The 11,905-nt window shown below is 64.5% G+C and carries 9 protein-coding genes; 1 reads left to right on the top strand and 8 read right to left on the bottom strand.

Translation table 11 applies throughout. The annotated features are described in order from the left end of the window. The 4 genes from AC30QB_RS02885 to AC30QB_RS02870 all read right to left on the bottom strand — a co-directional run. Nucleotides 1-278 (bottom strand): glutamate--cysteine ligase (locus tag AC30QB_RS02885; RefSeq protein WP_489544684.1); only part of this gene is annotated, 278 nt, incomplete at its 3' end. A 163-nt stretch (nucleotides 279-441) separates the two neighbouring features. Beyond that, complete coding sequence (locus AC30QB_RS02880; RefSeq protein ID WP_489544683.1) at nucleotides 442-1,953, bottom strand: ammonium transporter; 1,512 nt, start codon at nucleotides 1,951-1,953, stop codon at nucleotides 442-444. Between the two features lie 25 nt (nucleotides 1,954-1,978). Continuing rightward, entirely contained in the window at nucleotides 1,979-2,317 is a 339-nt protein-coding gene (glnK, locus tag AC30QB_RS02875; RefSeq protein WP_201809505.1) for a P-II family nitrogen regulator, read from the bottom strand. Nucleotides 2,318-2,343: 26 nt separating this feature from the next. Further along, complete coding sequence (locus tag AC30QB_RS02870) at nucleotides 2,344-3,078, bottom strand: TorF family putative porin (RefSeq protein ID WP_489544682.1); 735 nt, start codon at nucleotides 3,076-3,078, stop codon at nucleotides 2,344-2,346. Nucleotides 3,079-3,373: 295 nt separating this feature from the next. Between AC30QB_RS02870 and AC30QB_RS02865 the strand changes: the two genes are divergently transcribed. Further along, nucleotides 3,374-4,909 carry a YifB family Mg chelatase-like AAA ATPase gene (locus AC30QB_RS02865; protein ID WP_489544681.1) on the top strand — a complete coding sequence of 512 codons (1,536 nt, stop codon included), beginning with the start codon at nucleotides 3,374-3,376 and terminating at the stop codon, nucleotides 4,907-4,909. A 22-nt stretch (nucleotides 4,910-4,931) separates the two neighbouring features. Here AC30QB_RS02865 and AC30QB_RS02860 read toward each other — a convergent pair whose 3' ends face one another. From AC30QB_RS02860 to metH, 4 genes are all read right to left on the bottom strand, one after another. Next, the gene (locus AC30QB_RS02860) at nucleotides 4,932-5,504 is read right to left on the bottom strand and encodes a glycine zipper 2TM domain-containing protein (RefSeq protein ID WP_489544680.1); all 573 of its coding nucleotides are present in this window, start codon (nucleotides 5,502-5,504) and stop codon (nucleotides 4,932-4,934) included. A 51-nt stretch (nucleotides 5,505-5,555) separates the two neighbouring features. Then, nucleotides 5,556-7,100: a DUF1501 domain-containing protein gene (locus tag AC30QB_RS02855; protein ID WP_489544679.1), complete on the bottom strand. Its 1,545-nt coding sequence runs from the start codon at nucleotides 7,098-7,100 to the stop codon at nucleotides 5,556-5,558. Nucleotides 7,101-7,119: 19 nt separating this feature from the next. Then, a complete protein-coding gene (locus AC30QB_RS02850; RefSeq protein ID WP_489544678.1) occupies nucleotides 7,120-8,916 on the bottom strand; it encodes a DUF1800 domain-containing protein in 1,797 nt (598 codons plus the stop codon). Between the two features lie 235 nt (nucleotides 8,917-9,151). Then, complete coding sequence (gene metH, locus AC30QB_RS02845) at nucleotides 9,152-11,899, bottom strand: methionine synthase (protein WP_489544685.1); 2,748 nt, start codon at nucleotides 11,897-11,899, stop codon at nucleotides 9,152-9,154. Between the last annotated feature and the right edge of the window lie 6 nt (nucleotides 11,900-11,905).

Here is an 11,905-nt window from a genome sequence, read left to right as displayed (position 1 = left end):
GCCTCGGGGCAGATCTTCTCGATGGCCGCCATGGCCGCCTGCACCGCCAGCGGCAGCATCTCTGGCGTGAGGTTGTTGAAGCCTCCAGGGAAGAGGTTGGTGTCGACCGGCGCCAGCTTGAAGCCAGCGTTGCGCAAATCGACCGAGGTGTAGAACGGCGGCGTGTGCTCCATCCACTCAAGCCGGAACCAGCGCTCGATGGCGGGCAGCGACTCCAGAACGCGCTGCTCCAGTTCGTTGATCGGGCCGGTGAGTGCGGTGATGAGGTGAGGAACCATGTGCGGGGCCCGAAAGACAGCGAAAGATTGAGAATTCTAGGCACATGAGGCTGCTTGGCGCCAGTGCAAGCCAGGGCAGCTGACAGAGCGTGCGACAAATCACGCGACCATGAAAAAAGGGCCACCGTGCGGTGGCCCTTTCAGCTTGGCGAAAAGCTCGTGCTTACTGGTGATAAGCCGTTTCGCCGTGTGACGTGATGTCCAGACCTTCGCGTTCGTCTTCTTCCGGAACACGCAGACCGATCACCAGGTCGACGATCTTGAAGGCGACCAGCGAGACCACACCCGACCAGACGATGGTTAGCAGCACAGCCTTGAGCTGGATCCAGACCTGCGTGCCGATCGGGTTGGAGATGACCGAAGCCGTCACCCAATCGCCCACCAGGCCGGGGCCGCCCAGCGCTTGGGTGTTGAACACACCGGTCAGCAGAGCACCGACGATGCCGCCCACACCGTGCACGCCGAAGACGTCGAGCGAGTCGTCAGCGCCCAGCATCTTCTTCAGGCCGGTCACGCCCCACAGGCAGGCGAAACCAGCGATGAAGCCGATGATGATCGCGGCCATCAGGCCGACGTTGCCGGCGGCCGGGGTGATGGCCACCAGGCCAGCCACTGCACCCGATGCTGCACCCAGCATCGAGGCCTTGCCCTTCATCAGCGCTTCACCGATACACCAGGCCAGCACGGCAGCCGAGGTGGCGGTGAAGGTGTTCATGAAGGCGAGCACAGCGCTGTTGCCGGCTTCGAGCGCCGAGCCGGCGTTGAAACCGAACCAACCCACCCACAGCAGCGAAGCACCGACCATCGTGAGCGTCAGCGAGTGCGGCGTGAAGGCTTCCTTGCCGTAGCCCACGCGCTTGCCGATCATGTAGGCACCGACCAGGCCCGCTACAGCGGCGTTGATGTGCACCACAGTACCGCCTGCGAAGTCGAGCGCGCCCCACTGCCAGATCAGGCCGGCCTTGGCGTTCATCTCGTCGACCACGCCGGCTGCGGAGTAGGCGTCAGGACCCATCCAGAACCAGACCATGTGGGCCATAGGCGCGTAGCTGAAGGTGAACCACAGCGCCATGAACAGCAGCACGGCCGAGAACTTGATGCGCTCGGCGAAGGCGCCCACGATCAGGCAGCAGGTGATGCCGGCAAAGGTGGCCTGGAAGGCAGCGAACAGCAGCTCAGGGATGTAGACCCCCTTGCTGAACGTCGCACCCATGGCGAAGGTGCCTGTGGCCGCGTCAAACATGCCTTTCATGAACAGGCGATCAAGCCCGCCGATGAATTTGTTGCCCTCGGTGAAGGCCAGGCTGTAGCCGTAGACCATCCACAGCACGACGATCAACGAGAAGGTCACGAACACCTGCATCAGCACCGACAGCATGTTCTTGCTGCGCACGAGGCCGCCGTAGAAGAGGGCCAGGCCTGGCACCGTCATCATGATGACGAGCAAGGTGGCAACGATCATCCAGGAGACGTCGCCCTTGTTGGCGACGGGTGCCGCTGCGGCCGAAGCGGCCGAGGCAGCAGGTGCCGCAGCCATGGCTCCGGCAGCAGGCGCGGAAGCGGTTGCCGCTACCGAGGCAGCGGCCTCGGGCGCAGAAGCCGCTTGTGCAAACGAGGCTCCGCTGAAGCCCAGAACCGCGAGGCCCAGGGCGAGGGTTGCAATGAGTTTTTTCATGGTTGGTTGTCTCTTTTATGTCGCTTCAGAGCGCGTCCTTGCCCGTCTCACCGGTGCGGATGCGAACCACTTGCTCCAGCGGTGAAACGAAGATCTTGCCGTCGCCGATCTTGCCGGTGCGGGCTGCGTTCTCTATGGCTTCGATCACGCGGTCGATGAGTGCATCGTCGACTGCGGCCTCGATCTTCACCTTGGGCAGGAAGTCGACCACGTACTCCGCACCGCGGTACAGCTCGGTGTGGCCCTTTTGGCGGCCGAAGCCCTTGACTTCGGTCACCGTGATGCCTTGAACGCCAATGGCGCTCAGAGCCTCACGAACTTCGTCAAGCTTGAAAGGCTTGACGATGGCAGTCACCATCTTCATGGTCATCTCCAGAGGTTGTGGGTGGGTTAGAAGGTTTTCTTGATGCCGAGCACGACCGTGGCTTTGCCGAGGTTCTTGCCGTCTGGGCTCACGTACGCATAGGAGCCAGGTACGTCCTTGGTGTCGGTGCCAACCAGGGCTGCGGTCAGCAGCAGGCCCGAGAAGTCTTTGCCCACGGTGAAGGAGTAGTCGGTGTAGCTTGCCGTGCTGTAGTTCTTCACCTTCTGGTAGCCCACGTGGGGCGTAAGGAGGATGCCGCTTACGTCGAACGTGGCGCTCAGGTCGAGGTAGCTGCTGCCCTTGCTGTCGTCGAAGCCGAACAGGTTGGTCACGCTGTGTGAGTACTTGAGCGTGGCCGGGCCGTAGGTGAGGGCGCCGTAGAGCTCGGTGGTGTTGGGGCTGACGGCGAGGTCGTGGCTCGGGTACTGGTAGGTCAGCACGCCCACATCGAGCGTCAGGTCTTTGGCGATTTCGGTCTTGTAGCCACCGTAGAAGTCAATTTCCGCATTGGCGCCGCCGCCGGCGTCCTTGATCCACTTGATGGAAGAAGCCCAGGTGCCGACGTAGAAACCGCCGGGAATGGCGTAGTCAACGCCGCCTTGAATGGCTGGCTTCAGCCGACTCTGCGAAATGCCGCGATAGCGGTAGTCGCTGACGGCGCCGATGTTGAAAGAAAGAGGGCTGGCCGCTTCTTCCGCAAAAGAGACTGCGGGCAAAGCTGAGCCAACGACGGCCAGGAGCAAGAGGGACTTCTTCAGCATGTGATGTTCTCCGCGTTCAACGTGGTGGGGGATGGGTCGGAGGGGGGATTTGCAGCTTTTGTGCCATGGTCGTTTTGGGGCGTGATGCCCCAACTCGGGATTTGTGGGCGGGAAACCCATTGAATTTGCACCGCTTAAGTGCTTTGTCAGGGGTTCGGAACCGTTGCGCACGATTGAGGTGCGTCTTGGCAGGCAACCCTTTTGCGGGTGGGCGCCGCGGCCCCCGGGCGGCACAATTCGAGCCCACCAATAAAAAGCGGGGCAGTCATGTCACCGCCACAGGGAGCACAAGCACATGTCACTCGCAGTGATCCACAGCCGCGCGCTAGACGGCCTTGACGCGCATGCCGTCACGGTCGAAGTGCACCTCGCCAATGGCCTGCCCAGCTTCACGCTGGTGGGCCTGGCCGACACCGAAGTAAAGGAAGCGCGGGAGAGGGTGCGCGCGGCGCTGCAAAACAGCGGGCTCTCATTTCCGACCAACAAACGGATCACCGTCAACCTGGCCCCCGCCGATCTGCCCAAGGAAACCGGCCGCTTTGACTTGCCGATCGCGCTGGGCATTCTGGCGGCCAGCGGGCAGATCGATGCGCAGCAGTTGGCGCGCTATGAATTCGCGGGCGAGTTGTCACTTGCCGGTGACCTGCGGCCGGTGCGCGGCGCCCTCGCCATGGGCCTGGCCTTGCGGCGGGCAGGCCTGGTCAGTGCTGCGGCGGCTCGTGCGTTGGTGCTGCCGCACGAGAGCGCGCAAGAGGCGGCGCTGGTTGACGGCCTGGTCATCCACAGCGCTCGTCACTTGCTTGAAGTGGTGCAGGCGTTGCTACCCGGCGATGCCGCGCTGCGCACCGAGTTGCCGCGCGCTGAGGTGGTGTTGAAACCGGTAGTCGCGGGCTTGCCCGATTTGCGCGAGGTCAAGGGCCAGGCGGGCGCCAAGCGGGCACTAGAGGTGGCGGCTGCCGGGGGCCACAGCGTGCTGATGGTGGGCCCGCCCGGCACCGGCAAGTCGATGCTTGCGCACCGCTTCGCCGGCCTGCTGCCGCCACTGTCGCAAGACGAAGCGCTGGAATCGGCCGCGGTGCTCAGCCTCAATGGCAGCTTCACCACCGAGCGCTGGGGGGTACGCTCCATCCGGCAGCCGCACCACGGGGCGTCTGCGGTGGCGCTGGTCGGTGGCGGCTCGCCGCCGCGGCCCGGCGAGATATCGCTGGCGCACCACGGGGTCTTGTTTCTTGATGAATTGCCCGAGTTCCAGCGCGCGGCGCTCGAAGCCTTGCGTGAGCCGATGGAAACCGGCCGCATCACCATTTCGCGTGCGGCGCGTCAGGCGGAATTCCCGGCGCGCTTTCAGCTCATCGCGGCCATGAACCCCTGCCCTTGTGGTCACCTTGGCAGCCCGCTGCGGGCTTGCCGCTGCACGCCCGATGCGGTGCTGCGTTACCAGGGCCGCATCAGCGGCCCCTTGCTCGACCGCATCGATCTGCAGGTTGAAGTACCTGCGGTTGCACCACACACACTCGCCGCGGCAGCCGATGGAGAGCCCACTGCGCAGATTGCCGAGCGGGTTGTGCGTGCCCGCGCGCGTGCATGGGCGCGGCAGGCCTGCTCCAACGCGCAACTCACAGGGGCTTTGGTCGACGAGCACTGCGCACTCGACGACCCAGGTGTGCGCTTTTTGCAGGCTGCTGCGGCGCGGCTTGGCTGGTCAGCCCGCAGCTACCACCGCGTGCTGCGCATGGCGCGCACGGTGGCCGACCTGGAGGGCAGTGCCGCCATTCAGGTGAGCCACCTGGCCGAGGCCATTCAGTACCGCCGCGTGCTCGCGGCGCAATGAAGCGAGTCGACGCTGAAGCCGATCAGCCCTTGGCGGTCAGCGCCTTGAGCTGCTGGCCCTGAACTTCGAATCGCGCGCCCACGGCGGGTGCGCTGGCATGCGTGATGGTGCGGGTGCTGCCGTCGTCCATGCGCAGCTGCACCTGGTAGACGGTGGTGCTGCGAGCCTGTTTCTCGATCTCGTGGCCGGCGAACCCGCCGCCCACCGCGCCCAGCACGGTGAGCGCTTTCTTGCCGTCGCCGCCGCCCATCTGATGGCCGACCACGCCACCCACGACCGCGCCACCCACGGCGCCCAGGCCGGTGCCTTCGCCCTTGTGCTTCTCAGCCTTCACGCTCTCGACCGTGCCGCACGCGGCGCACACCGACGCGGCAGCAACTTTGGTGGCCTTGCTGCCAGTGGATGTCTTGACGAGGGCGGGTTTGGCGTCTGCGACAGGCGCATCGTGCTTCGGCCCGGCCACCAGCACGGCCGCCGTGGCGCCCGCACCCAGCAAGGCCACGCCGCCGGCCATCCACCAAAGCAGTGGGTTGGCCTTGGCGGCTGGCACGGCGCCGGGTGAGGTGGTGTCGGAGGGAGAGGAAGAAAGAGTCATCGAGGTGCCTTGTTCAGTGCAAAAGTGTCGCGGGCCATCGGCGAGACGGCATCAACCCGGTTTCATGAAGCCCATGTCGCGCAGGGTGAAGTCCTTGAGGTGAGGGAACACCGTCAGCGCATCGCTGTCGCTGATGCCGAACCACTTGGCCAGGGTCGCGCCGAGTTGATCGACCGAGGTGGTGGGCAGCAAGGCGCCGTTGCCCAACTGGTCGTCACTGCTGTCGAAATTGTTGTTGCCGGCGTTCTTCGCGCCGAGCACCGGAAAGTTGCCGTAGAGGTCGCCGCCGTTGACCGCGCCACCCATCACGAAGTGGTGAGCGCCCCAGCCGTGGTCGGTGCCGTCGCCATTGCTGGTGAAGGTGCGTCCGAAGTCGGAAGCGGTGAAGGTGGTGACCTTGTTAGCCGCGCCCATGCCCGCGAGCGTGGTGTCGAAGTAGCGCATGGCCTGAGCCAGTCGCGCGTACAGGTCGGCATGGCCTCGGTTTTGCGCGTCGTGGGTGTCGAAGCCGCCCATGCTGACGAAGAACACCTGGCGTTTAGCCGACACACCTGCTGCACTGCTCGCGTCGATCATGCGGGCCACCACCTGCATCTGCTGGGCCAAGCCGTTGAATGCCTTGGCGCCCGTCAGCGGGTTGTCGTACTGCAGCTTGGGGTCGTTGTTGGGGTTGTAGTTGGTGGCCGGCGTGCCGAACAAGGGATCGCTCGGCAGCTTCATGGCCGTGCGCAAGGTTTCTTCGGCGTCGATGGAGCGTGACGCCACGGTTGCCACGTCGGCTTCGAAGGGGTGCGTGCCGCGGCTGGCCGACACGATGCTCTTCATTGCTGCACCGACGGCGGTGGAGCCGTAGATCTGGTCGGCGCCGTTGGTGCCCATGCGGATGGCGCCGTTGGAGCCCACCTGGTACTGGCGCACCGTCTGGCCCGAGAGCCACACGTTGTTGCCCGAGGTTGAGATGGAGGTGAACACTGCGCGCCCGTTCTGCGAGGCCAGCAGGTCGCCCATCAGGCCGCCCCAGCCTTGAGTCGAGCCTTCGGGCTTGAACGACTGCCAGGTGTTCTGCTGGTCGTTGTGCGAGTACAGGTTGACCGGCTTGGGGTGCGAGCCGGTGTTGTACTGGATCTTGTTGGTGGGCAGGATCAGCGGGCCGACGTTGGGCAAGATGGCCAGGCGCCGATCTGTGCCGAACATGGTCTGCAGCGTGCCCATCATCGGGTGCAGCGCGAAGGTGCGGCCCTGTGTGCGCATGGGGGTGATGGGCAGCACGCCGCCCAGACGCGCTGGCGAGCCAGCGGCTGCACCGGCCATGGCGGCCGTGCCGGGGGCGAGCAGCGCGATCGATTCAGGTGCCTGGTTGCGCACCGCGGTGTAGTTGGTCCACGACGCGGTGTCGGTGGGCAGCACCATGTTCATCGAGTCATTGCCGCCGAACAGGAAGATGCAGACGATGGCCTTGTAGTCGGTGGCCGACTGCGCCGCGGCCGAGCTGATGGCCGACAGGTTGAGCGCCAGCGGTGCGGCGGCCGAGCCCAGCGTCGACAGGGCGCCGGCGTGGCGCAGGAAGAGGCGGCGGGAAGCGTTGTGTGTGGTCATGATGGGTGTGCCTCTCGCGTCACTTCTGAACTTGGAATTCGGGCGAAACCAGTGCCAGGAAGATGGCGGCGTTCACGCGGTTGCGCTTGTCGGCATCGGTGTTGGCCTGGCTGTTCGTGCGAATCGGAATGCTGGCCACCGCGGCCGTGATCTGGGTCTTCAGCGCGGCGGGCATGGTGCCGTACATCAGCTTGGCGTTGACACGCTCGACCAAGTCGGTGGGGTTGGCTACCGTGGGCTTGTCCGACAGTGCGATCTCAGCGCTGAAGTTTGGCTGCAGGTCGCGCCGGTTGGTCGGCGCGCCCGGGTTCTGCCCTACACCGCCCGAGACGTTGTCACGCATGTAGTTAACATAACCGGCAGCGGTCGTCTCATGTGCGATCTGCAGCTCGGGTGCCACCAGCCGCGCTGCCTCGGTGCTGGAGCCTGGCGGCACATAGCCGGGGCGGTAGAAGTTGAACACCGTGGGTGAGCGCCACGCGGTTTGGCCGAGTTGTGTGCCCTGGTTGTCGGTATTGCCCACGCGGTAGTAGCCGCTGTCAGACGTAAAATGGAAGGCGCGCAGGAAGGCCGATAGCCGCAGCACAGGCTCGCGCACCTTGCCCTCGCTGGCCGACATCACACGCGCCTCGGGGTGCATGAGGATGGCCTTGACCACGGAGCGCATGTTGCCGCCCGAGCTATTGAACACCTGGGCCACATCGCGCACATAGGCGGGGCTCGGGTTGCTCGTCACCAGTCGCTGGATCAGCAGCTTGCCGAGGAAGGGGGCTACGTTGGGGTGGCTCGCGATGGTGTCGAGCGCCGTCTTCAGGCTTGCAGGGCCGGCAGTGTTGGCCGGGATCACTGCGCCGAGGAAGCGCTTTTCTTCCGTTGCGTGGTATTGCGGGTAGCTGATCATCGCCTTGGTGAGTCGCTGCGGATCAGAGCTCGCCGTGCCGTTGACGTTGACCGAGCCGTTGAAGAAGCAGGTGCTGTTGGTGGCGGTGGGGGCCACTGGGCAGGCCCAGCTCCAGCCGGTGAACACGCGGGCCAGGCCGGCGATGTCGGCTGGCGTGTAGGTTTCGGCCGGCACCGATCCGTTCATGCGCACCGAACCATCGATGTTGAGCTGCAGCAACCCGATGCTGAAAAGCTGCATGATTTCTCGGGCGTAGTTTTCGTCGGGCACACGGCCTGTGCGCGCATCAGCCTTGCGGTTGCCGAGCGAGGTGAGGTAGCGGCCCATCATCGGATGCAGCGAGATGGTTTCGATCAGGTCGCGGTAGCGGCCCATGCCCTGCGTGGCCAGCATGTCCATGTAGTTTGCTGCGGCGCCGGGGTTGTCGCCCACGTTGGCGTCTTGCATAGAGATCACGAAGATCTGCGACAGCGCGAACGCCACGCGCTGGCGCAGCTGGTCTTCACCCGAGACGGCACCGCGCCAGAAGGAATGAAGCAGGCCGTCTTGCCCTGCCGAAGCGTCCGGGTTCGCCGCTTTGGCGGCTGCCTCCAGCGTATTCCACGTGGTCTGATGCGAGGTGACGGGCTTGGCAAACTGCTCGTCGATCCATGCGCTGTAGCCGATCTCCATCACGCGCTGCACCGACGCGTCGGTCGGGCCGAAGGTCGCCTGGGTGAGGAAGCGTGCGGCGGCTTCGCGCGACACCACCCGGTCAGTGCCGGTGGGTGGCAGGTTGGTCGACGTTTGTTGCGCGTCGTCTTCCTTGCCTGCGCCACATGCCGCCAGCGCTGCGATGAGCGCAATGGCGCCGGCGCGCCGGCAACGATCTGCCCACATGCGCAGGCCCCTCTTTTGTTGAACTATGGCGTTCATGGCGTCCCTCCCCCGTTGTTCGTTCTGATACAGGCGAAAGGCACGCAGAAGGCGTACCAGCGCTTGGGTCGAGATTCTTTGGGTTGGAAGAAGGGGGAATGCGTGAATAGTTGGCATTCCCAGGAACGCTTACGTCTTGCAACCGCGCAAATGGTGACGGAATGCGCGGGTCTTGCATGCAGATGAATCGTTTGTAAGTGGCGGCAACGCGTGCCGCTGCGCGGAGCGTCTCAGCTCAGAGCAGGGCGGCCAGGGAGCGCTGCACCTGGCTCACGTCGAGTTGGCTGCGCTGCGACCAGTCGTGCACCTGATCGTCACCGATCTTGCCCACATTGAAGTAGGCCGCCTCGGGGTGCGACAGGTAGAAGCCACTCACGCTGGCGGCCGGTGTCATGGCCAGGCTTTCGGTTAGCGCCATGTTGATATCGGCGCACTGCAGCACGCGAAACATGTCGCCCTTCACCGTGTGGTCGGGGCAGGCGGGGTAGCCGGGAGCGGGGCGGATGCCGTGGTACTTCTCGGCGATCAACTCCTCATTGCTCAGGCCTTCGTCGGCCACATAAGCCCAGAACTCCTTGCGCACACGCTGGTGCATGCGCTCGGCAAAGGCTTCGGCCAGGCGGTCGGCCAGTGCCTTGAGCATGATGGCGCTGTAGTCGTCGTGGTCGTCAAGAAACTGCTGCTCTTTCTTCTCGGTGCCCAGGCCGGCCGTCACCGCGAAGAGGCCGATGTGGTCGGCCACGCCCGAGCCCTTGGGGGCGATGAAGTCGGAGAGGCAGCGGTTGGGCCGCATCACACCGTCCACGACCGGGCGCACGCTTTGCATGCGCAGGCCGCGCCAGGTCATCAACACGTCGGTACGCGATTCGTCGCTGTAGATCTCGATGTCATCGTCGTTCACCGTGTTGGCCGGGTAGAGGCCGATCACGCCATTGGCCTGCAGCCAGCGGCCCTTGATGATGCGGTTGAGCATGCTCTTGCCGTCGCTGTGCACGCGCCGCGCCGACTCGCCCACGATCTCGTCGGTGAGGATGGCGGGGTAGGCGCCGGCCAGGTCCCAGGTTTGGAAGAAGGGTGCCCAGTCGATGAAGGGCGCGAGCTCGGCGAGGTCGTAATTCTTGAACACGCGCCGCCCGGTGAACTTGGGTGCAGGCGCGGTGTAGTTCTTCCAGTCGATAGGCGTTTTATTGGCGCGCGCCTGGGCAAGGGTGACCAGTGGCGTGGCTTTCTTGTTGGCATGCTGCTCGCGCACCCGCACGTAGTCGGCGTTGAGTTCGGCGATGTAGGCCGTGGCCTTTTCGTCGGAGAGCAGATCGCTGCACACGCTCACGCTGCGGCTCGCGTCGGGCACGTAGACCACCGGGCCGTCATAGTGCGGCGAGATCTTCACCGCCGTGTGCACGCGGCTGGTGGTCGCCCCCCCGATCAGCAGCGGAATTTTCTTGATGCGGAAGTAGTCGTCGCGCTGCATCTCGCCGGCCACGTGCTGCATCTCTTCAAGGCTTGGGGTGATGAGGCCCGAGAGGCCGATGATGTCGGCGCCTTCCACCTTGGCGCGCGCCAAGATGTCTTGGCAGGGCACCATCACGCCCATGTTCACCACCTCAAAGTTGTTGCACTGAAGCACGACGGTGACGATGTTCTTGCCGATGTCGTGCACGTCGCCCTTCACGGTGGCGATGATGATCTTGCCCTTGGCTTTTGCTTCGCCTCCTGCGTCGATCAGCAAGCGCTTTTCTTCTTCGATGTAGGGCAGCAAGTGGGCCACGGCCTGCTTCATCACACGGGCGCTCTTTACCACCTGCGGCAAGAACATCTTGCCCTGGCCGAACAGGTCACCGACCACGTTCATGCCAGCCATCAGCGGGCCTTCGATCACGTGCAGCGGGCGGCCGCCGGCGGCCTTGATGCGCTGGTACACCTCTTCGGTGTCTTCGGTGATGAAGTCGTTGATGCCGTGCACCAGCGCGTGCGCGAGCCGCTCGTCGACCGGCTTGGCGCGCCAGGCAAATTTGGCGCTGTCGTCTTTCGCGGCGCCCTTGGCGTTCTCGGCCACTTCGATCAGGCGCTCCCCAGCTGTGAGCTGCGGCTCGCCGGCCGTGTAGGCCGGCGTCCTGTTCAACACCACGTCTTCCACCCGCTCACGAAGCATGGGCTCCAGGTCGTCGTACACGCCCATCATGCCGGCGTTGACGATGCCCATGTCCATGCCCGCTTGAATCGCGTGGTACAGAAACACGGTGTGGATGGCCTCGCGCACGGGGTCGTTGCCGCGGAAGCTGAAGCTCACGTTGCTCACGCCGCCCGACACCTTGGCGCCGGGCAGGTTTTGCTTGATCCAGCGCGTGGCATTGATGAAGTCGACAGCGTAGTTGTCGTGCTCTTCGATGCCGGTTGCAATGGCGAAGATGTTGGGGTCGAAGATGATGTCTTCGGGTGCGATACCCACTTCGTCGACCAGCATGCGATACGCTCGCTCGCAGATCTCGATCTTGCGTTCGTAGGTGTCGGCCTGGCCCTTTTCGTCGAAGGCCATCACCACCGCCGCGGCACCGTAACGGCGTACCAGCCTGGCCTGGTGCTTGAACTGCGCCTCGCCTTCCTTCATCGAAATCGAATTGACGATGCCCTTGCCCTGCACGCAGCGCAACCCGGCCTCGATCACCTCCCATTTGGACGAATCGACCATGATCGGCACGCGGGCGATGTCCGGCTCGCTGGCAATCAGGTTCAGGAAGCGGACCATGGCCGCCTTGCTGTCCAGCATGGCCTCGTCCATGTTGATGTCGATCACCTGCGCGCCGTTTTCGACCTGCTGCCGCGCCACCGCGAGCGCCTGCTCGTAGTGGCCGCCCAGGACCATGCGGGCGAAGGCCTTGGAGCCGGTCACGTTGGTGCGCTCGCCGATGTTGACGAACAAACTTTTCTGGATGCTTGGGGACAGACCTTCAGCTCTGAGCCCCTCTGATTGAGAGGAAGTCAGCGTGAC

The organism is Rhizobacter sp., assembly GCF_046595475.1.
GTDB lineage: Bacteria > Pseudomonadota > Gammaproteobacteria > Burkholderiales > Burkholderiaceae_C > Rhizobacter.
Note: the sequence above shows the minus strand (reverse complement) of the source record. Positions and strands in the feature narration are given on the sequence as shown.

What these genes read in the sequence shown, in the direction of transcription:
- AC30QB_RS02855 (WP_489544679.1), bottom strand. Translation starts at nt 7,100, where the DNA reads ATGACCACACACAACGCTTCCCGCCGCCTCTTCCTGCGCCACGCCGGC.
- AC30QB_RS02880 (WP_489544683.1), bottom strand. Translation starts at nt 1,953, where the DNA reads ATGAAAAAACTCATTGCAACCCTCGCCCTGGGCCTCGCGGTTCTGGGC.
- AC30QB_RS02850 (WP_489544678.1), bottom strand. Translation starts at nt 8,916, where the DNA reads ATGAACGCCATAGTTCAACAAAAGAGGGGCCTGCGCATGTGGGCAGAT.
- AC30QB_RS02870 (WP_489544682.1), bottom strand. Translation starts at nt 3,078, where the DNA reads ATGCTGAAGAAGTCCCTCTTGCTCCTGGCCGTCGTTGGCTCAGCTTTG.
- glnK (WP_201809505.1), bottom strand. Translation starts at nt 2,317, where the DNA reads ATGAAGATGGTGACTGCCATCGTCAAGCCTTTCAAGCTTGACGAAGTT.
- AC30QB_RS02865 (WP_489544681.1), top strand. Translation starts at nt 3,374, where the DNA reads ATGTCACTCGCAGTGATCCACAGCCGCGCGCTAGACGGCCTTGACGCG.
- AC30QB_RS02860 (WP_489544680.1), bottom strand. Translation starts at nt 5,504, where the DNA reads ATGACTCTTTCTTCCTCTCCCTCCGACACCACCTCACCCGGCGCCGTG.